The organism is Marinovum sp. PR37 (assembly GCF_028807375.1).
Taxonomy (GTDB): Bacteria; Pseudomonadota; Alphaproteobacteria; order Rhodobacterales; family Rhodobacteraceae; genus Marinovum; species Marinovum algicola.
Map to the genome: position 1 here is coordinate 1 of NZ_JARAML010000023.1, position 18,635 is coordinate 18,635.

The 18,635-nt window shown below is 60.9% G+C and carries 21 protein-coding genes; 3 read left to right on the plus strand and 18 right to left on the minus strand.

What is annotated here, in order from left to right:
- Positions 1 to 255 (plus strand): DUF3800 domain-containing protein (locus tag PVW49_RS17290; protein ID WP_274591130.1); only part of this gene is annotated, 255 nt, incomplete at its 5' end.
- A gap of 935 nt (positions 256 to 1,190) precedes the next feature.
- The gene (locus PVW49_RS17295; protein WP_093036949.1) at positions 1,191 to 2,327 is read left to right on the plus strand and encodes a helix-turn-helix domain-containing protein; all 1,137 of its coding nucleotides are present in this window, start codon (positions 1,191 to 1,193) and stop codon (positions 2,325 to 2,327) included.
- A 178-nt stretch (positions 2,328 to 2,505) separates the two neighbouring features.
- Here PVW49_RS17295 and PVW49_RS17300 read toward each other — a convergent pair whose 3' ends face one another.
- The 16 genes from PVW49_RS17300 to PVW49_RS17375 all read right to left on the minus strand — a co-directional run bounded on the left by PVW49_RS17300 (position 2,506) and on the right by PVW49_RS17375 (position 17,285).
- Positions 2,506 to 3,234, minus strand: coding sequence for a DUF736 family protein (locus PVW49_RS17300; protein ID WP_274591131.1), 729 nt, complete (start codon positions 3,232 to 3,234; stop codon positions 2,506 to 2,508).
- A gap of 124 nt (positions 3,235 to 3,358) precedes the next feature.
- Complete coding sequence (locus tag PVW49_RS17305) at positions 3,359 to 3,664, minus strand: hypothetical protein (protein ID WP_274591132.1); 306 nt, start codon at positions 3,662 to 3,664, stop codon at positions 3,359 to 3,361.
- A gap of 100 nt (positions 3,665 to 3,764) precedes the next feature.
- On the minus strand, positions 3,765 to 4,226 hold the full coding sequence (locus PVW49_RS17310) for a DUF6915 family protein (protein ID WP_274591133.1): 462 nt from the start codon (positions 4,224 to 4,226) through the stop codon (positions 3,765 to 3,767).
- Position 4,227: 1 nt separating this feature from the next.
- Positions 4,228 to 4,614 (minus strand): DUF6878 family protein, encoded by a 387-nt coding sequence (locus PVW49_RS17315; RefSeq protein ID WP_274591134.1) that lies wholly within the window; start codon positions 4,612 to 4,614, stop codon positions 4,228 to 4,230.
- Positions 4,615 to 4,736: 122 nt separating this feature from the next.
- Entirely contained in the window at positions 4,737 to 8,999 is a 4,263-nt protein-coding gene (locus PVW49_RS17320; protein WP_274591135.1) for a strawberry notch family protein, read from the minus strand.
- A gap of 102 nt (positions 9,000 to 9,101) precedes the next feature.
- Positions 9,102 to 9,254 carry an antitoxin PaaA2 family protein gene (locus PVW49_RS17325; RefSeq protein WP_274591136.1) on the minus strand — a complete coding sequence of 51 codons (153 nt, stop codon included), beginning with the start codon at positions 9,252 to 9,254 and terminating at the stop codon, positions 9,102 to 9,104.
- On the minus strand, positions 9,244 to 9,408 hold the full coding sequence (locus PVW49_RS17330; protein WP_165054214.1) for a hypothetical protein: 165 nt from the start codon (positions 9,406 to 9,408) through the stop codon (positions 9,244 to 9,246). The genes PVW49_RS17325 and PVW49_RS17330 overlap by 11 nt, the downstream gene beginning before the upstream one ends.
- 94 nt (positions 9,409 to 9,502) lie before the next feature.
- Complete coding sequence (locus tag PVW49_RS17335) at positions 9,503 to 10,021, minus strand: type II toxin-antitoxin system YhaV family toxin (protein WP_024099306.1); 519 nt, start codon at positions 10,019 to 10,021, stop codon at positions 9,503 to 9,505.
- Complete coding sequence (locus PVW49_RS17340) at positions 10,018 to 10,344, minus strand: type II toxin-antitoxin system PrlF family antitoxin (protein WP_005668772.1); 327 nt, start codon at positions 10,342 to 10,344, stop codon at positions 10,018 to 10,020. Before PVW49_RS17340 ends, PVW49_RS17335 begins: the two co-directional genes overlap by 4 nt.
- A gap of 124 nt (positions 10,345 to 10,468) precedes the next feature.
- Positions 10,469 to 11,122, minus strand: coding sequence for a DUF6927 domain-containing protein (locus PVW49_RS17345; RefSeq protein ID WP_024099305.1), 654 nt, complete (start codon positions 11,120 to 11,122; stop codon positions 10,469 to 10,471).
- Positions 11,123 to 11,225: 103 nt separating this feature from the next.
- Positions 11,226 to 11,819 (minus strand): hypothetical protein, encoded by a 594-nt coding sequence (locus tag PVW49_RS17350; protein ID WP_025042408.1) that lies wholly within the window; start codon positions 11,817 to 11,819, stop codon positions 11,226 to 11,228.
- A 72-nt stretch (positions 11,820 to 11,891) separates the two neighbouring features.
- Positions 11,892 to 13,874 (minus strand): ParB/RepB/Spo0J family partition protein, encoded by a 1,983-nt coding sequence (locus PVW49_RS17355; RefSeq protein WP_274591137.1) that lies wholly within the window; start codon positions 13,872 to 13,874, stop codon positions 11,892 to 11,894.
- A 157-nt stretch (positions 13,875 to 14,031) separates the two neighbouring features.
- Positions 14,032 to 14,421: a DUF3768 domain-containing protein gene (locus PVW49_RS17360; RefSeq protein WP_274591138.1), complete on the minus strand. Its 390-nt coding sequence runs from the start codon at positions 14,419 to 14,421 to the stop codon at positions 14,032 to 14,034.
- 225 nt (positions 14,422 to 14,646) lie between these two features.
- On the minus strand, positions 14,647 to 15,474 hold the full coding sequence (locus tag PVW49_RS17365; RefSeq protein ID WP_274591139.1) for a DUF2971 domain-containing protein: 828 nt from the start codon (positions 15,472 to 15,474) through the stop codon (positions 14,647 to 14,649).
- Between the two features lie 346 nt (positions 15,475 to 15,820).
- Complete coding sequence (locus PVW49_RS17370) at positions 15,821 to 16,759, minus strand: ArdC family protein (protein ID WP_274591140.1); 939 nt, start codon at positions 16,757 to 16,759, stop codon at positions 15,821 to 15,823.
- Positions 16,760 to 16,799: 40 nt separating this feature from the next.
- Positions 16,800 to 17,285: a hypothetical protein gene (locus PVW49_RS17375; protein WP_338020394.1), complete on the minus strand. Its 486-nt coding sequence runs from the start codon at positions 17,283 to 17,285 to the stop codon at positions 16,800 to 16,802.
- Between the two features lie 337 nt (positions 17,286 to 17,622).
- Here PVW49_RS17375 and PVW49_RS17380 point away from each other — a divergent pair, with 337 nt between their 5' ends.
- Positions 17,623 to 17,916 carry a hypothetical protein gene (locus tag PVW49_RS17380; protein WP_045685415.1) on the plus strand — a complete coding sequence of 98 codons (294 nt, stop codon included), beginning with the start codon at positions 17,623 to 17,625 and terminating at the stop codon, positions 17,914 to 17,916.
- Between the two features lie 28 nt (positions 17,917 to 17,944).
- Here PVW49_RS17380 and PVW49_RS17385 read toward each other — a convergent pair whose 3' ends face one another.
- Both PVW49_RS17385 and PVW49_RS17390 read right to left on the minus strand, forming a co-directional pair.
- Positions 17,945 to 18,361 (minus strand): hypothetical protein, encoded by a 417-nt coding sequence (locus PVW49_RS17385; RefSeq protein WP_231582180.1) that lies wholly within the window; start codon positions 18,359 to 18,361, stop codon positions 17,945 to 17,947.
- Entirely contained in the window at positions 18,354 to 18,608 is a 255-nt protein-coding gene (locus PVW49_RS17390; RefSeq protein ID WP_224769632.1) for a type II toxin-antitoxin system prevent-host-death family antitoxin, read from the minus strand. The genes PVW49_RS17385 and PVW49_RS17390 overlap by 8 nt, the downstream gene beginning before the upstream one ends.
- Positions 18,609 to 18,635: the final 27 nt, after the last annotated feature.

Genomic DNA, 18,635 nt, shown 5'->3' on the forward strand with positions numbered 1-18,635 from the left:
ATCACCGGGACATACGAGCAGGCGGTTCAAATCGGGCGGTTACACAACACGGACCCCGAATGCCAGCGGATGATTTCGGAGGCGTGCCTGCATGACGGGCGTTTCAAGGCGGTGAATCGCATCAGCCAGATCGATTCCGCAGCATCGCGCCTTCTCCAACTCGCTGACGTAATCGCCTATGCGCGCACGTGGATCCACAAGGGCGAAGAGAATGCAAAGGGGCTACATGAGAACTACGGAATCCGGGTCCTTTGAATCAGAAAAACCGCCCTGAGGGCGGTTTTTAGGAGCGGCTTGCAACCGAACCATCTGCGGTTCGGGTCGCCGCGACGCTCGCCCTGCACACAGCATGACGGGTCGCCGACAGGTTTCTGTCTGAGATGTAGATAGCATGTGTGGAGTAAAATTTCAACTACTCCCATCCTAACGACCCACCCAGAGACGCGTTGAAAAATATTCGCCACCTGAATATTTCTTGAATATTTTCTGGACAAAGCACTTAGAGTGTGTGATGTAGGGTGCGAGGCGCAAAGAACCAAACAGCAAAAGGCATAGAAACTTGAACCGAGACAACGCACTGCAGGCAGCGCGCGACCAGTTGGAAACATCGATTTGGGGCCTTTTGAGCGAGCTTGAAAATTCGCTGGCATCACTCGCAAGCGTACCGCACATAAATATTGAGTGCCCTCGCGCAATAGGATCAGTCTTGAACTCAGCTCTTCCGGCAGCAGTTCAGGAGGCTGGGATCGAGAAAGACAGGCTTGAAGTTAGATACTGTCGAAATGGACAGTGCAACAAGATTTCCGGGCACGTGAAGTCGGGCAACGAAACCTTCCCCGTCAGCCTAGAGTTGCATCTGTCGGGTCCACGTGGCGGAACGACAAAATCGAAACACCAGTTTGCATTCTCGGAACCCGCCGTATGCGACATTGAACGTCAACCGTCGCTTATCGAATTTGACATAGACGCGCCCGAGAGACTGCTACTTTTTGTAGCGTGTCATCTCAGCGGCACCGGCGTATCGGTGTCGCGAGCGTACTTGAAATTTGCGGACGGTGTAGATCAGCGAATGATTGAGATGCACCGCCCTGCCGAAGGGGCGCCCAAGGCATCCGCAGATATCGGACCAGAGCAGGGTCCGCGTGGCGCAACATTGAAGGTAAAAAGACCCGAGGGAGACAAGAAAGAAGATGGCATCAAAACAGATAAACGGGGGGATGCTGCTTCTAGCTCGTAAGAGACGACGGAAAACTCAAAAGGACTTGGCCGCAGAGACCGGGGTCGCACAGGCGGCGATCTCCAGAGTCGAAAACGGTACAAAGGACGTGCTGTCGCATGAAGAGATTCAGTCGATTGCGCGCTTTTTAGGATTCCCGGTGAGTTTTTTCTTTGAGCAGGAGCCGCTTTACAAAACACCCCTCAGTATCCACGGCGCGGCCTTCCGCAAGAAGTCGGCGGTTTCTGCGAAAGATCAAGGTGCGGTCGTCGCGCTAGCAAATCATCTTGTACTGCACTTGCGCAGAATGCTTGAAGCCGTCGACTTGGAGCCCCAGTTTCCATTGCTTCAGTTTGAGGTTGTGGATGACAAGTCGAGCGTAAGCGAACACGCCCGTGCCGTTACTTCTGCAGCCGAAGCGGCTCAAAAGGTCCGAAAGTCGTGGCAGTTGGACGATGGACCTTTGCCGAATCTCGTCAAGTACATTGAAGCTACCGGTGTGTTCGTGGTTCAAGGCAATTTTGGCGGCGCCGACATTGACGGCGTAACCATTAGGCCCCCAGGAATGAAACCGGTGGTGGTTCTAAACGAAGACCGGCCCGCCGATCGGAAGCGGTTTAGCCTTGCCCATGAATACGGCCATGTGATCTTGCATCCCTTCCCGTACGACGCGATGGAAAAGGAAGCCAACGAATTTGCCGCTGAGTTGCTCACTCCTGCCAAAGGAGTGCTACCAGATCTGAAGAAACCGTTGACCATTCCAAGACTTGGGCAATTGAAGCTGAAATGGCGTGTGGCAATGGCAGCATTGATCTACCGCGCTAAAGCGCTGAACGCGATAACCGATCAAGCTGCGACGTCTTTGTACAAGAAGATGAGTTACTACGGCTATCGAACGCGAGAGCCTGATGAGTTTAGTATTGAGCATGAACAGGGTTATCTATCAACTCAGCTCTTGGAATTGCACACGGAGGATTTGGGATACTCGTTCGACGAGTTGGCTGATGCTTTAAGAACTTTCCCAACTGAGTTGGCGGAGATGCACGGCCTGAAACCGCCAGACCAGCGCCCGAAACCAAAACTGAAGCTGGTTATTGGAGGCGAACTTTGATCGATTTTGCACGCTAAGCTGGACGTGTCATACATGATACAGACAACCTCAATGGCTTCCGAACGATCCACTTCTTGTGTTGCAGCTCTTCGCTTTCGCACGTTCCAAGAAAACAAGAAGGGGAACCGTGGTCCCACGGCTCCCCTTTCGTTGCGCATCGTCTAGTCTCGCGCGTTGATCAGGCCACCAGCGACAGCCCCGCGCCCGCGTCCTGCGGCTGCTCACCGCTGTCGATGAACGGGATGATCGAGAAGGTCTGCCCGCCGCGCTGTTCTTCGTTCTGCACGGCGTTGACGCGCAGATCGCCATCGGGCGTGTTGATCAGCAGCGACAGGTAGTCATTGCCCGTGCGGCTGCTTTTGGCCATCCAGGCCGAGCCGACGCGGATCGGTGTGCCCCGGGGCGAGCTGACCTCGATGCGGTAATCGGGGTGGGTCTCCTCGGATTTGTAGCTGTTCTCGATCAGCATGAACTCCAGATCGAACATCATGTTGGCGATGTAGCCCGTGAAGGCGTTGTCGGCGTCCATGGCGGTGAGCTCGCCCGAGAGCGAGCCGGATTTCATCAGGCCGTTCGAGACCAGCGGGATGATCTCGAACGCCCCGCTTTGGGCCGCGCGCGCCTCTTTCGTCTGCACCGCGTTGACCCGGAACGGGCCGAAGCCGACATCGATCTGCATCGAGATGTAGGGGTTGCCGCTGGTATTGCCGGTCTCGTTCCAGGCCGTGCCGATGCGCACCTTGCGGCCTGATTTGTTGACTGCCGTCACGTCAAAATCCGGGCTGCGCTCGGACATCTTCGGGCGGGTTTCAAGCTGGATGGCGATGTCAAAGCGCGTCGAGTGGATCATGCCGGTGTACTGAGCGTCTGCGGTCTCGACATTGCGGGTGAGGGTTCCTGCGAACATGGGATGGTTCCTTTTGGATTGGCCGGTGTCTGACGTCCTTGCCAGCGCATCCGGGATTGCTTTCTCGACCCCTTGAGGGATCACAAATCAGAAAGCCTGCTTTCCTTTCAGCCCCGCCCGCGGGTCAGAGCTGCCCTCCGAGTGGGAGCCCCCCCCCCGCGCCTCCTTGTGCTACGGCCCTCCCCTGCCCGTCTGGTCTTGATTGGCTGCCCGAATTTTCAACGCTGTCCTCCGACCGCGCGATGAAGAACTCCTCCTCTTTGCCGTTCAACCGTTGCCCTTCCTGGTCGGTCAGACCGATGCAGCTGCCGTTCGGCACATAGGTGATCAGGTACTGCCCAAGCCGGTCCTTGTGGACAACGTAGCCGGTATTGGCCCAATGCACGGTCTGGCCGGCATCAACGGCGGCCTTGATGTCTTCGAGTGTCATGCGAACCTCCTCAAGAAGAATGGTGGGGAAACGACGCAAGAAGCCCGGTCGTCCAACCGGGCTTCCATGCAGTATTCGTTTGGCAAACGGCCAAGAGCTGTCAGGCGCTTTGCGTGGCTTGCGTCGCGCGCGCCGCCATCCAATCCTTCAGGCCAAGAACCGTTCTTCCGGCGGCGACCTCGGAGGCCCAGGCAACCCTTGGGTCGCCGCAGGGCTCATCGCCGGAATGCCGGTCGATGTGGCCATTGGCCATCCATGGCTCAGGCTGTATCCGTCGCAGCCAGTCCGCCATGCTCGGGATGCGGCCCTGGCAGTCTTCACGGATATGCTGCTCGCCGATCCAGCGCACGGGGATGTCGCGGCCCGCACTATTGGTCAGTGTCAGGCCAAAAACCCGTTCGGCCTCAAACAGGCCTTGCGCATGGTGACGCATGGCGCGGTGCGTGAAGAGCGCGAGGTGCTCTTTCGAGGCGTCAAACCAATCGTGCACAGACTGATAGTCAGACGGCACCCCGCCGAATTTCCGGGCAGAGCTTTCAGCATGATGAAGCGGATGGGCCATCTCAAAGCCCCTCGTCATAGCTGTGCGAGCATTCGACATAGCGGTCCGCGTGATCGAGGATGATGCTGTCTAGTGCTATGTCCCAGGTCAGCGTGCCGTAGCCGCCCTCGTTGTTTTCGAACCCCGGGTGATGGTGATAGGCGAGCGACCAGGCGAAGTCGCCAACCTCTGTGGCAAGCGCCTCCGGCAGTTGGATCTCTGCAGGCTGCACCGTCACATCCTCGACATTGCCGGAGTCGCCATAGCCTTCGTATTCGGCAGTGACCTCGCTGATGCCAAGCGCACGTAGTTGCGCGAGCAGCTCCACTCGGGATGCCTTCAAGGTGGTTTCACGCTCCGCGCGCCATTGAGCCGCCATTACGGCATAATCGATCTGGGGATTGGTCATGGGTCTGTCCTCTTGTCTGAAGTTAGGGGGGCCGGGCGTGGCATTCGTCTGCCCGCGCCCGGAAAGCGCAGCCCGGGCAAACCCCGATCCGCGACGCCCGACCGAAAGCCCGCTTTGACTTTTCAGGCGGCTTGTTCTGCCGTGATAGCAGGCCCCTGCCCCACGATCCGGGCCAGAATGCTGCCCGTGTCGATCCCGTCCCCATGCGGCAGGAACACCCGCAACTGGAAGGCAATGATCTCGGTGAAGCAGCCGAGGGCCTTGAGGCTGTCGATCATGCCCCGATCCGCACCGCCAAGCTCGAGACGCATCTCGCCTGCGACACGGCGACGGGTCAGGGTGAGACCCCGGCCGAGATCGACCGCCGCTGTGGTGCCGAGCGCGGCGGTCAACATCTCCTGCGGCGTTTGCGGGTTGGAGACGAGGAAGCGGGCGCGCAGCGAGGCCGCCCCTTCCTCACTCAGCGTCCGCCCGATCATGGCCGTCGCCCCGTCTGGCGTGACACGGTAGATCCGCTCATTGGTGGTCGGAATGTCCTTCCAGATCGGCAGCAGCAGCCCGGTCAGCAGGTAGAGCTTGGTCGTGGTGGTTTTTGGCAGGGACGCAGCCTCGGCATCCCAAAGCCGTGCGAACTCGGGCCTGTCAATCTCTTCCCAGGCCGAGGACTCAAACCGTGCCTCTTCGAGATAGCTCGACCCGTTTGGCCGCACCGCCTTGCGCATCAGCGTGACAATGTCCTCGTCATACATCTGCATGGGCCGCGCCGAGATGAGCGCCGCGCGACCGGAGGCGCGATTCACCATCGGCAGCTTGTCGGGATTGCGCGATATGGCCTCTTCGGCGACCAGGACATACACTGGGTCCGTCACCTCAAGTCCGATAATCCGCGTCACGGCGCCGGATTTCGGGCAGGTCCAGAGATCCTCGGTGGAGACCTGCTCGATCTTTTCGCCACGTAGGGTTTCGACGCCGAGATCGAGCGTGCCCGCCGCGCGCGCCCGTTCAGTCTGATCGGCAATCCGGCGCATGAACTCGGCAAAGAGCGCGTTCTGCATGTGGATGGGCAGGGCCAGAACCCGGTTCAGAAACCGCTGGATCGGCGGCAACTCCTCGAGCAGCACCCCGTCCTTGTCGATCAGCCGCAGGGCTGTCCAGTCGGTGAAGCTCTCGTAGCTCATCGCCTCAGCGCGCCCGGCGGCAAGATCGGCGAAATACCCGCGCAGCGCGGCCCGCGCGATCGGGCTTTCGAGATTGTCCTCCTCGCGGAACATGCCCTGCGAGCCGGTCTCGCGCTGACCCTTGGTCAAGGCCCCCAGCTGGTCGAGGCGTTTGGCTATCGTCGAGGTAAAGCGCTTCTCGCCATGCACATCCGAGGTGCAGACCCGGAAGAAGGGCGCGCTGACCTGGGCAGAGCGATGCGTGCGGCCGAGCCCCTGGATGGCCGCATCGGCGCGCCAGCCGGGCTCCAACAGGTAGTGCCGGCGTCGTTTCTGGTTCTTCGCCGTTTGCGCCGCATGGTAAGATCGGCCCGTCCCGCCCGCATCGGAAAAGATCAGGATATCCTTCTCGCCATCCATGAAGGCTTGGGTTTCGGAGGAATTGCTACTGGCGGAGCGCTTCTCGATGAAGAGATGGCCATCCTCGGCTTTGAGGGGCCGGATGGACCGCCCCGTGACTTCTGCCACGGCCTCGTCGCCAAAGGCCCAGAGGATCTGATCAAGCGCCGATGGGATCGGCGCCAGCGTCATCAACTCCATCATGGCCGCATCACGCAGGGCGAGCGCCTCGCGCGAGACAACGAGCGCGCCGGTCTCGTCCCTGAGCGGCTCGGCCACCATGTTGCCGTCGATTTCGACCAGCTTTTGGGCATGGATCGGGAAAGCCTGTTCGAGGTAGCCCAGTACGTAGTCACGCGGTGTCAAGGCCCCCTCAACGAGTTCATCCTCTGGGTCCATCGTTTCAAGCCGCCGTTTCAGCAGGCTTTCGCCTGTAGAGACCACCTGAATGACGCAAGCCTTGCCCGCCGCCAGATCATCCTCGATCGCGCGGATGATGGTCGGGGCTTTCATGCCCATCAGGAGATGGTTGAAGAAACGCTGTTTCGTGCTCTCGAAGCGGGACTTGGCCGAGGCGCGAGCGGCCGAGGCATTGGTCTCCCCCGAGGCGTCGTTGACGCCGGTCGCTGTCAGCGCGGCCTCGAGATTGTGGTGGATCGTCCGAAACGAAGTCGCGTATGCGTCGTAGATCTCGATCTGCGCCGGGGTCAGCGCGTGTTCGAGCACGTCATACTCGACGCCGTCAAAGCTGAGGGCGCGGGCCGTGTAGAGCCCGAGCGTCTTGAGATCGCGGGCGACCACCTCCATGGCCGCGACACCGCCGGCCTCCATCGCCGAGACGAAACTCTCGCGGCTCAGGAAGGGGTATTCAGGCCCCTGCCCCCAGAGACCGAGACGCGCAGCATAGGCCAGGTTGTGCACGCTCGTGGCCCCCGTGGCCGAGATGTAGAAGACGCGGGCGCGGGGTGCTGCCAGTTGCAGTCGCAGGCCAGCAAGGCCCTGCTGGGAGGGTTTGGCCCCCCTGCCCTGCTCAGACCCTGCCGCGTTCTGCATGGCATGGGCCTCATCGAAGGCCAGAACGCCGTCAAAGTCTTCACCCATCCAGTCGAGGGTCTGGCTCAGTCGCGTAGTGCCGCATTTGCCCGCGGACCGCAGCGTGGCGTAGGTGACGAAGAGGATACCGTCACCCATAGGGACAGGCTGGTCCGGTTTCCATTTGGAGAGCGGCTGGATGTCGGCTGGCGAGCCGCCGAGATCGGTCCAGTCGCGGATGGCGTCCTCGATAAGCGTGGCGGATTTGGAGACCCAGATCGCCTTTCTGCGCCCGGCCAGCCAGTTGACAAGGATGAGCCCCGCGCATTCGCGCCCCTTGCCGCAACCGGTGCCGTCGCCGAGGAAATAGCCAAGGCGATAGGCCCGTGCGTCCGGGTCATCATCGGCGCGCGTCAGCTTGGTCTGGTCGTCATCGATGCTAAACCGACCGGGCAAGTCGCGCCCATGGGCGTCATGCGCCATGATGATGGTTTCCAGCTGCGCCTCGGAGAGATGTCCCTCCTCGATCAACCGGGCGGGCAGGCGCAAGTCATCACTGCCCGTGTTTGAGGGCATGGGCGGGGCAACCGAGGCCATGGCGATGCTCTCGACGAGCGGCGTGGGATGTTCTTGCGCACCCGCGATCTCGATCCGCTGCGGACGGTAGCGCGCATAAATGTCCGAGATGGGCGTGTTGTCGCGAGGGGTCTCAAAGCTTGTGAAGCTGAGCGGACGGACGGCATTGGCCCGGGGTTTGGAGGCGGCAACAGGCGAAGCAGCGGTCTTGCGCGGGGCAGATGCTGGAACGGTCGGCCGAGCATGAGGGATCGCTTCAACCCGTTGGGCCGGGCGCATCTCGGTCCGTGTTGCGGCCACGGCATCGACATATGCCAAGGCTTCATTCAAATCCCGCACAGGGACGCGGATCATTTCGCCGTCCTCCTGCACCTTGTCGAAGACCATCAGCTGGGTTTCGACAGAGGTGCCGAGCTTGCGATAGACCTGTCCCGGCATCGTCAGCGCCAATCGCGGCGTCAGGAGACCGCAGGCGCGGGACCAATGCGCGGCATCGCGTTCGGGCGTGAATCCCGGCGGCATGATCGCCACCAGCCGCCCGCCGGGTGCCAGGCGCTTTGCAGCCGCGATGAGATGCTTGGCGGCGATGTGCTTGTCTCGGGAGCGATCGACCGAGGAGGCGAAGGGCGGGTTCATCACCACGACCTCGGGTAGAACCGGCGTCTGCAGCAGATCATCGATATGCTCGCCGTCATGGCCTGTGACCTCGCCGCCGAAAACCGCGCGCAGGAGGCGCTGGCGAAAAGGGTCGATCTCGTTGAGCAGAAGCGTGGCACCGGCCCGGGCGGCGAAAGCAGCCAGGGCACCGGTGCCAGCCGAGGGCTCCAGCAAAGTCTCGCCCTTGCGAACGGCTGCCGCCCGCACGACCATTGCCGCGAAAGGCAACGGCGTGGAAAACTGCTGTAGCCGGATCTGCTGCTCTGACCGGCGGGTTTCCGTCAGGAGCCGTGAGGCAAGTAGCTTTGCAGCGGCGATATCATCTGCCACGCCGTTCCCACGCAGCAGCACTTGGACAGCCGCGGCCTGCATCATGTCATAGGCCATGCGCCAGTCCCAGGCGCCACCGGCATCGCTGCCATGAAACGTCTCGCGCATGATACGCGCGAGCGCTGAACTGCGCAGGGGCTGGTCATCGACCTCCGTGCCGATTTGCGCGAGGGCAGAGGCGAGATCGGCTTCGGAGATTGCGAGAGCCGGGTTGGCCGTTCTGGGTTTGGACATGGGGATTTTCCTTTGGATCAGGGTCTGAGTTCCAAAGGACAAAAAGCCCGCTTTCGCTTTTCAGGGTGACGTAGTCAGACCGCGCCGACCTCAAAGGCTTGGTCAGGACTTGGGTTCGACCTGCCGCTTCGCATCAATCAATGCCTGTGCGGCCTGCATCACCTGAACTTGAGATGTTCCCGTGTATTCCTCCTCCAGCGCGGCCTGCACCTTCGCGCGAAACCACGCGTCATACGAATTGACATCAGCCGCCACGGAAATGCTCCTCGAGCCCGATATCCAGCAGCTTGCCGAGGTCATCGGGCATGTCTGCAACGTGCACAGCAATTGGGAAACGGTGCCCCGTCAGGTCAGGCGCGCATTGCTCCTCTAGCCCGAGGTGCTGCCCATCCTTTTCCGCCTCAATCATTGTGCTTTCTCCGACCGTATTATCAGCCGATGCTACATCTTCCAGCGGGGCGTCGTAAACGATAATGCCAAAGGGTCAAAGCAAGCTGGCCCACTTACCGATCGGGCACCGCTTCAAGGGATTTCTCGAACCGCTTGCCTGCCGCTGCAGCTTCTTTCAAGAGCGCGTCGAAATTGTCAGGTGGGTTGCCATCTTCCAGCATCCCTTTGAACGTCGCATAGGCATCCGTCTTGCTGCCGTAGGCGCGCAGGGTCTTGTCGTCGTTCACCCAGGCCACCACGATGACCTTCGCATCGCTGTTGAACCGGTAGAACAGCCGATACTGCTGGAAGAATTTCGCCCGGAACCAGTGCTTGCGGTGATCGCCGAGTGTGCCGCCTTGCCGGAAGGCGGCGGCACCCGGATCTGCAGGTATGGCCTCGGTGACCAGCTTGAAGATGGCGGCCAGCCGTTTCGTCGGGTTTTTCTTGTGCCAGGTCTTGGGATCGCGAGCCTTACGCGCCTCTACCTCCTCGACCAGCCCTTCGAGCTGGTCCAGAAAGAGTGGGTGCGCATAAATCGACCATCCATTCACGACAAGGGGCGCTTGGGCGGGCACGCTATCGCCGCTCATTCATCCTCGAGCGATAGCGGCGCATCGAGATCGACATCAACGTCTCCGACCAGTGCTGCAAGACGGTCATGCAAAGCCCCATCGAACGCCCGAATGCGGTCCGGATGCGCCTTGATATCGGCCTCGACAAAATCGAGAAAGGCTCCGAGCACGGGATCTTCCTCGTCGCTGCGCACGGGCTCGATATAGACCCTGCCACTCGGCTCGGTGCAGTAACGAATCTGGTCGCCCTTGCCCAGCTTGAGCTGTTTGCGCACACCCGCCGGCACGGTCGTCTGATACCGATCCGTGAGTTTCGAGACATCTTGTGCGAGCGCTGTCATGGCAGTCTCCTGAAGAAAAGGGGCTTTGCTGCCCGCGATAGGTAATGCATTTGCATTGCCTTGTCAAGACAAGCCGCAGCATCTGCTGTCGCCGGGCAGGTCGATGAACCGTCCGGCGCAGGACCTAATTTCGCCCCGCCAGGAACTCCGCCAGCACCGGGCTAGCCGCACCTTTCGTGGAGCTGAGCAGCTCCGAGCCCGCAAGCGAGGCCTTCGACAGGCGTACGAGCCCACCAGTTTCCTCGATGCGGTAGCAGCGGCGTTTCTGCCGCCCACGCCTGTAGTGGGTCGCGGTGACAATCTGGCAGGTACTGCCATCGGTGAGCGTCACAGGGGTGGCGAGCTTGATCTTGTCGCCTTCCTCGTAGTCCGGGATCGCAGCCCAGTCCTGGCAGCGCTGGCGCCAGGCATGAGCATAGCTGTCTGGGTCTTTCAGCTCGGACAGCAGGGCCAATAGGCTCAGTGGCGCGCGGGATTCGACCGGTCCCGCGCTTTCCTCCATGTCCTTGTAGCCCCAGCAGCCGTCATCATATCGGGTAAGGAATACGGCGGCGAAAGTGATGGAGCCATCCGCATCGGTGACATAGGTCGTGTCTTCGACAGGGGTGCCGTCGATATTTGTGACCTTTGCCGCCGCGTACCAAGTCGAACCCACCTTGCAGGCTTTGACCAGTTCCGTCTTGCGCCTTTCGCCCTCGAAGGTGCACAGCCGAGCAATCTCCGCTTTCTCATCCGCGTAGGTCTGGACGCGGCCGTCGGTGTAGAAGAGCCATCCCATCTCAGAGTCCTTTCTCTCGTTTGGGAAAATTGTTGTCGCCAATGTCCCGAGAGGGCCGCAGGCCCGGCAGGGTATTGGCGATGCTTGTTTGAGAAAGGGCGCGTTACGCCGCCCTCCGGTCATCGATTTCCATCAGCGCATCGAGCGGCACGCGGTAGGGCTGCATGGCGTCAAAATCCTCGCAATTGCCACAGTTCTGCACGATCGCAAAGGTGTCGCAGGCATCCTTGAGGATGACCCGGAAGGTGCCGCCAAGGCCCGACGGCACCTCGTAGGTCCCGCCGATGAGATAGTCCGAGGCCCGGCGCACGAAGACGCGGATGCTGTGGCCATCGGTGGCGAGCCGGATGGCCCCTCGCCCCCGGTCGATGAGCACCTGCACGTCATCCAGGATGTCGGTGTAAAACTGGCCGGTCAGATCGCGAAACGCCATGCGGCGCTGCGCCATCCAGTCGGTGTCCCGAAACGGGTTCATGCCATCGGCAAAGGCAAATGACGGATCGGCCTGCTCGGTGGTAACGATGCGGGTGGTCGTGCCGTCGATGCCGTTGGAGCGCAAATGCACGCCATTGCCGACGATCAGGATCAGGGCAGGTCTGTCCACAGGCCCGTTCCAGTTGGGCAGGAAGGTTTTGCAGGCGCGTGCATGGGCGATCTGCGCCGCAACAGCGGACGCAGAGAACTTGAGAATAGCCATGGGGATGTCTTTCTGTTCGGTTTGGAAGGGTCGACCCGCGCGGGGAATGCCTCGCGCGGGTCGCGTGAGGACTCAGGCCGCTTGCGCGACCTCGCTCTCAGGCTCGGGATTTTCCGCAGTGGGCTCCGCCTCATCACAGGCGACACCGGCGGTCTGCATCATGGGCGGGCACCAGGCGGCCACGGCAGCGCGCTGCGCGTCCGTGAGCGTGGCGAAGGGCTCGGCGAAGAGCTTGTCGCAGAAGGCGACGATCTCCTTCTTGCTCGACGAGGCCAGCGTCACAGCCTCCTGGGCGAGACCCAGATCCTCGCCGAGGATCTTCAAGAGCCAGGCCTTCTTGAAGCGGTTGAAGAGCGCCGCATTCGGCGTCCAGTGGGCGCGGATGTCGGGCATGATCTCGATCTCGAACGCATGCATCAGGCTGTCGCGCTGGCGGTCCCGCGTGAAGCAGGATTGCGTGGTGCTGGCCGTGGCATAAGCGACGAGCTTGGCCTTCTCCCCTGCCTGGAGCGCGCGAAACGCCGCGAACTGATCGGCGGGCGCGCGGGTGTCATCGAGCCAGGAGAGATCAAGCGCATCATGCGCCGCCGCCACCTGCTCGAGCGAGGTCTCGTCGATCTCGTCCATCTTGGCATGGCTGCGGTATTCCTTGCGGGCATCGATCTTGATCGCCTGCGTGACACTCATGCCGCTGGCCAGAACGTCACTGACCAGCTTGAAGAGCGTCAGATCGAGCGTGGCTTCCGGATGCAGCGCCATCGCGGCCCCAAGCGCCATGGCTCGCTCGGTCTTGAGGTCCTCAGCCAGTGAGGCTGGATAGGTGATTTCGCCGGCGTCTGGGGCCTCCTCCCCGGTCGGGCTAGCCGAGGAGCCGCGCGCGCCCTCCTCTTTGACGGTGTCTTCCGGGCGGACGAGACCAACATGGAGCGTCACCTGACCATTCGACCACGAGGCGATTACCCCGGACCGCGCCAGGTCCTCGGCGCTGTAGGCCTCCTGCAGATCGCGGGCTTCCTCTTCCAAGGCATCCACGCGGTCGTAAAGCGCGTTGTAGGCACCGTCCTCGAGCCCCTCATCCTCCATCTCGAGCTGCAATTTCTCAAGCTCGGCGGTAATCTCATCGATGCGCTTCCGGGCAGCCTCATCCGGCTCGATCGGGCCGGGATAGACGCGGCCATAGTCGGCCATGGTCGCGTAATCATAGCGCACCATCGCATCGGCCCAGGCAAAGCCCAGCTTTATGCGGGCCTCTTCGGCGGCGGCACCGAGCTTCTCGAGCAGGATGGTTTCGACCAGCGCTGCATCCTCCAGCACGGAATGCTCTTCCAGAAGGTCAGCCGCGACGGCACCGCCACGCGCCTCGTAGTCTTCGCGCACGAAAGCCCCGATATCATCGCTGACCTGCACGCCGCGGGACTTGAGGGCCTGACGGACGGTATAGGCCTGCAGATAGCCGCCGTCTTTCGTGAGCGCTTCGAAAACCTCGCGCTGCGCCTCCTGGCTCGGGTGCTCGGCGAAGGCCTTCATCGTGTCGAGCGTGATCACCTTGCCCCGGGCCGCGGCGCGGATCTCGGGGTGGATAAGGCCATAGCGCAACCGGCCTTTCACGGCCGCCACCGTGGTGCCGAAGGTCTTTGCGATGGTCTCGGGCGTCTGGCCATCGACCTCCATCATCCGCGCGAAAGCCTCGAACTCGTCAATCGCGTTCATCGGCGCTTGCGTGATGTTCTCGGCGAGCGACAGGGCCGTGGTGACGTCGCAATCCTCGGGCACGAGGCGGCAGTCGATCTTGGTCTTGGCGGTGAAGCCCTTGGCGGCCTTGTCTGCGACCAGCTCCTTCAGCGCGGCATGGCGTCGGCCACCAGCGAGGACAGAGTATTTGCCGTCGAGCTTCTGGACCAGGAGCGGCTGCAGGAGGCCCAGCACAGCGATGCTGGCTCTCAGGTGGGCGATGTTCTCGGGGTCATAAGTTTCCGGGGAGTTGCTGCGCACATTGGCAGGATGCGGGACCAGATCGCCGATGGCGACGGTGAGAGGGGCAAAGCTTGTGGTCATGGGATATCCTTCCAGGTGGGTGAGGTGTGGCCCGCGCCTTCACGCGCGTAACCAATCCCCGGCTTCAGGGATCACCACGACAAAAGGCCCGCTTTCCCTTTGAGGGGTCAGTGGGCCTTCATCGCCTGGGGTGTCAGGAGGGGAGTCCCCTGCCCTTTTACCAGTCGCGCGCCAGCATGATGGTCAGCACGCGCATGGTGGTGGCGGGATTGTCCGGGGTCTCAGCCCCGTAGCGGAAATCCGAATCCGCCTCATAGAGATCGATTTTCCAGAACACGGTCTCGCCACGGATCTCGACCGCCCCGAAATCATGCCAGCCTTCGGGATCGTTCTCAGGCTCGAATGTGGCAAACACACCGGTGGCCTTCACCGCCTCAGCCATGAAGCCGTCATCGGCCTCCATGAGCGAACGGGTCACATGCATGCGGCCCTGGATGGGCTGCTCAGGCGGGATCCCGAGGCAGGCGAGCTTGCGGAACGCGTCGTTCTGCGCGGCGATCATGGTCGGATCTGGACGGTTTGGCTGGGGTTGAACGGTACTGGTCATGGGGCTCTCCTTTGAGAAGTTGAAACGCCCTTCCCAAAGCCCGCTTTCACTTTTCCGCATGGCGGAAGAACCCCCGACAAAACCTGCCCGACCCGAATAAATCCAAAAGTCAGGTGTGCGGGATATGGGGCTATTGGGGCTTTCGGAAGCAACGACCGCTCCCAGCCCGAACGCGACATTCGATCAAGTCGCAGTGATCCCGTTGAAAAACCAAATTTCCGAGCGTCAGCGTGCCTGATAGCTCGCATTGCTCGCCCTAATAGTAACCTCGGAAAGCCCATTGTGCTTTAAGGCAAATTCCAAAACGTGTCGGGGGGTCTGATTGGTCGGGCCAAGGGTCACCTGTGATACAGCTTCTGCAGGGATGGTTATGGGGATGTACGGAGAAATCGCCTTGCCCGTCCCCCTAAGCTTCACTCCGTCAATTGAAGAGAGGTTTCCATAGGTGAAGAGCCGCCATTCCTTTTCCTCACGAAACGCGCCGTTTTTGGCCGTGAAGAGGGATCTGGCAGCTTTTTCATACTTCGCGTGCTTTTCGCCATTAGGGCCAAAGTCCAGTGCGATAGTGCCGGTGCCATTGGACTCAGTATAGAGCCGGGCGTCTTCGCCGAAGGCGTCGTGAAGTGCGCGGACAATAGCGTTGATTTCATCGAAGTCTTGGTTGCCGTAAGCGATCTTGGTCAACTGCAGCTTGCTCGCGGGATGGCCTTTAGCGACGGCCTCCAAAGCTTCCCTATAGAACGTGATAGAGAATCCGGCACCATCTGCAGCGTATCCGCGCCACTGGCTTAGAAGGTCTCGTTCCTCGGAAAAACAGACGCCCAACGCCAAGCGATCGTGGCTGGCAGTGTCCATACACAGCGCTGCGCCCCGTCGCTCTAGTCTTTTTGCCGGGGATCGTTCCCGCAGGAATAGGTCAAGCCAGTAGTCCCGCATCCAGCGCCCCTCAGCGGAGTCGTTTGACTGTGAAAGGGAGGTCAGCCAAAGCTGCTTGCTCTCCAAGAAAGACAGAAATACATGTTCGCCGCAATAATAGGTTAGCTCTTCAGTCATAAAACGTCACGCCTCGTTCAATTGACCTCAAGTGACACACACGCAAGCCAGCTTTGGACCTTCGACGGCTCGGTTCGGATTGCGAATTTCGTAGATCAGAGCACAAGTAATAGGTGCAATCCTTCACGCCAAGTGTTTGCAGTTCCGAAACGGGAGGCCGAGGTCCAACAGGCGCGGCGCAGCAATAGCTGAGCCTGTCAAAGGAAGCGAGTTCTTTAAGAACCATTAAGGCAATCCTCGACTCTGCAAAGCCCGCTCCCTGCGCACAGCCGCCATTCGTGGTCATCACCACAATCGTCACTCCGGTCTCTCACCTGCAATTTTCCGCTTCGCAGCAACAGGTCTGTTATGCGGCCTCGGCGCTGCCCCCTGCCCTGCCCGCCTCTGATCGGGCGACCAGGTAGTCGCAAGCGCGTTGCGCGTCGGCCGCATGCTTGAAGATCGCGGTTTTGTCCGAACGCAGAACGCGCAGCCAGTTGTAGAGATACGCCGCGTTCATCTCGAGCGTATGCGCTGTGAAACCAAGCTCCTGACCCAGGAAGCAGGAGGTAAGTTCGGCCACGATCTCTTCGCGGGCATAGGAGGTGTTGCCAAATCGCGAGAGGCCATAATCGCGGTTCAGTCGATGGGGGGCTTTCGTGGCATGGGCCAGTTCATGAGCCCAGACTCCGTAGAAATTGCGCGGGTCCTGGAACCGCGTGATTGATGGCATGTAAACCTTGTCCACGGGCGGCAGATAGTAGGCCTCGCCGCCCGCGAATACCGTGGTGATGTCGATGGCGTCGAAAAACGTCTGCATATGCGGGATGGGTTCTGCGGGCGGATGCTCAGGCGCTGGCTCCGGGTCGGGGAAGAAGCTGTCGGGCAGACCCTCGATCTGGCAGGCATTGAACACGCGGTAGGGTTTCTGGAAGCGGAATATGCGGGCCTCCTCGGAGCGATCATCGCCATCGCTGCGGTCGTCCTCGCCGTCGGCGTCTTTCCGGCTTTGGCCGTAATAAACAACGACAGAGGACTTTTCGCCCTTGCGGACCTTTGCGTCCAACGCATTGGCCTGCGGCAGCGTCATCCAGAAGGGAGAGCTGTGGCCCGCCATCACGGTCCGCATCGTCAGCAGGAAGTTGTTCACTCCCTGGTAGGGTTCCCCGCCCACGCGCAGGGGGCGACAGCTGCCACCTGCGGTCCATGGCTTGCGCCACGGCAGGACGCCGCGCTCGATAATGCGGATGATTTCGTTTGTGATGACCTCTGAGGCATCGAATTTGGGCGTGCGGGATCGGGCCATGGCTGGCCTCCTTTCGAGTTTTGGTGAGAGGGAATGGTGGTCAGGTTGACTGACGGGGCCTCGGATCGTTGGCGATCCTGGCACCGAGGGCTTCGACCATGTCGATGTAGGTGGTCAGCGACACGGACTTGCCGGGACCCGAAGAGTCAGGGTCGACCGATCTGTCCCGCGCCACCCGCGGCAGGTTCGCGAAGGCAATCACATCGGTGACGGGTCGGATATCGATGAACGGGGTCCCTCGTGCGACCGCAAGAGTGGCCAAGGGAAAGCGCTCGATCGGCGCGAAACTCGACACAGTGGTCCAGCCCAGATGGATGAATGTCCCACCCTCTCCGCAGATCACATGCGCGTGCGGCAAGCCTGCCGCCTGCCTGAGATAACCGAGATCACGCAGGACGGTCTCGCATTCGAGCCGCTGTGCCAGCCCCGCCTGACCGGCTCGGCGAAGTTCCTTGTGTCGCCACCACGAGGCAGCTGTTGCGCGCAACACGCGCAAGACACCTGTTTGCATGGGAATGCCCTTCATCAGGAAAGACAGACCGGAACCCGGCCCGGACCCGTCCGAGGAACCCCAAAGGCCCTCATCCGTAAGTCACAAAACCCGAAGGACACTTTCACTCTTTAGGGATCTGATGCCGGAGATTGTTAAATGCGAAGCTCATGAGAACGCAGGATCCTGCACTTTCCGGCATCAGACCCCATTGAGGAACAGGATCAGGCCCGGACACCCTCTTTCGGGCATCCTCAGGCCTGACCTCCCCCGGCCCTCCTCTTCCTCTCAAACCCCATGATTTCCGCAGGTGGCTTGATTTTGTTCCTGTTATGTTCTATTTTAAGGACCACGCTAAGAAGGGAGATCCCCGATGGAAAGCACCACTTACGCCCTGCCCGCGACGCCCAAGCAGATCGCCTATGCGCGCGCGCTGGCCTTGCGCAACCAGACGCTTTTGCCGTGGGAGGTTCAGCAAGATCGGCGGTCCCTGAGCGCCTGGATCGACGCACAAGCCAAGTTGAACCCGGGCGCGCAGGACAGCCGCCCGACATCGAAGCAGGTCGCCTTCGCCGAGCGTCTCGCCCGGATCAAACGCCGCGCCGTCCCGGATGAGTGTTTCCGCGACAAGGGGCTGATGTCAAAATGGATCGATGGGAACAAATGAAGCTGGGTAGCCCCTGCGGTGATTGAGACTACTTCAGCCGATCAACAATCGATGCCCCGCCCGACCTGGCAAGCGCGATCAGGCTGGACTGGATTTTGGATGTGAAGACGGAACTGAACGTACCGATGGGCGTGCGGTCCTCCCAGACATAGGACCGCTCCAGAATATCGGTGTTGATCTCGTCCAGCATGACCCATTTGCGGACATGGGTCTCCAACCCCACACGCTGCGACTCGATCTGTGGCACCTCGATGCACTTGCGCGAGGGCAAGGGCGGTTGCGTCGTGATCGGCAGGATGAACACCACGGTCTCGCTATCGGACTTGGCGACAGTGACGGCGATACAGACAGGCCGTGTCTTGCGGCCCTCGGTCTCGCCCGCCATCTGCTCGCGTTTCCACAGGAACGGATAGCGGAAAACCTCTCCAGCACTCGGCTTAGTCATCAGCCTGCGTCAAGTCACGCTCGAGCCCTTCTATCATCAGCGCCTTGAGATCCTCGGGCATCTCGTCAACCATATGAGCCTGTTGCGTGGCCCCCCGGGTGAGGTGCTGGTACTGGTCCATGCTCATCAGCACGAATTTCGGCTTGCGATGTTTGGTGATCGCAATCGGCGACCGAATGGCCGCGTCGAACAGGTCACTTGTGTGCCGCGTCAGGTCGGCCGCCTTGAACTCGGGAAGCTCATTCATGATCAGGGTCTCCATTTGTCCAGAATA

Bases quoted from the DNA above. Each gene is read 5' to 3' on its own strand.
- PVW49_RS17380 (WP_045685415.1), top strand. From the start codon at position 17,623: ATGGAAAGCACCACTTACGCCCTGCCCGCGACGCCCAAGCAGATCGCC.
- PVW49_RS17305 (WP_274591132.1), bottom strand. From the start codon at position 3,664: ATGACACTCGAAGACATCAAGGCCGCCGTTGATGCCGGCCAGACCGTG.
- PVW49_RS17350 (WP_025042408.1), bottom strand. From the start codon at position 11,819: ATGGCTATTCTCAAGTTCTCTGCGTCCGCTGTTGCGGCGCAGATCGCC.
- PVW49_RS17345 (WP_024099305.1), bottom strand. From the start codon at position 11,122: ATGGGATGGCTCTTCTACACCGACGGCCGCGTCCAGACCTACGCGGAT.
- PVW49_RS17295 (WP_093036949.1), top strand. From the start codon at position 1,191: ATGGCATCAAAACAGATAAACGGGGGGATGCTGCTTCTAGCTCGTAAG.
- PVW49_RS17340 (WP_005668772.1), bottom strand. From the start codon at position 10,344: ATGACAGCGCTCGCACAAGATGTCTCGAAACTCACGGATCGGTATCAG.
- PVW49_RS17375 (WP_338020394.1), bottom strand. From the start codon at position 17,285: ATGAAGGGCATTCCCATGCAAACAGGTGTCTTGCGCGTGTTGCGCGCA.
- PVW49_RS17365 (WP_274591139.1), bottom strand. From the start codon at position 15,474: ATGACTGAAGAGCTAACCTATTATTGCGGCGAACATGTATTTCTGTCT.
- PVW49_RS17320 (WP_274591135.1), bottom strand. From the start codon at position 8,999: ATGTCCAAACCCAGAACGGCCAACCCGGCTCTCGCAATCTCCGAAGCC.
- PVW49_RS17370 (WP_274591140.1), bottom strand. From the start codon at position 16,759: ATGGCCCGATCCCGCACGCCCAAATTCGATGCCTCAGAGGTCATCACA.
- PVW49_RS17355 (WP_274591137.1), bottom strand. From the start codon at position 13,874: ATGACCACAAGCTTTGCCCCTCTCACCGTCGCCATCGGCGATCTGGTC.
- PVW49_RS17335 (WP_024099306.1), bottom strand. From the start codon at position 10,021: ATGAGCGGCGATAGCGTGCCCGCCCAAGCGCCCCTTGTCGTGAATGGA.
- PVW49_RS17390 (WP_224769632.1), bottom strand. From the start codon at position 18,608: ATGAATGAGCTTCCCGAGTTCAAGGCGGCCGACCTGACGCGGCACACA.
- PVW49_RS17310 (WP_274591133.1), bottom strand. From the start codon at position 4,226: ATGGCCCATCCGCTTCATCATGCTGAAAGCTCTGCCCGGAAATTCGGC.
- PVW49_RS17360 (WP_274591138.1), bottom strand. From the start codon at position 14,421: ATGACCAGTACCGTTCAACCCCAGCCAAACCGTCCAGATCCGACCATG.
- PVW49_RS17300 (WP_274591131.1), bottom strand. From the start codon at position 3,234: ATGTTCGCAGGAACCCTCACCCGCAATGTCGAGACCGCAGACGCTCAG.
- PVW49_RS17315 (WP_274591134.1), bottom strand. From the start codon at position 4,614: ATGACCAATCCCCAGATCGATTATGCCGTAATGGCGGCTCAATGGCGC.
- PVW49_RS17330 (WP_165054214.1), bottom strand. From the start codon at position 9,408: ATGATTGAGGCGGAAAAGGATGGGCAGCACCTCGGGCTAGAGGAGCAA.
- PVW49_RS17385 (WP_231582180.1), bottom strand. From the start codon at position 18,361: ATGACTAAGCCGAGTGCTGGAGAGGTTTTCCGCTATCCGTTCCTGTGG.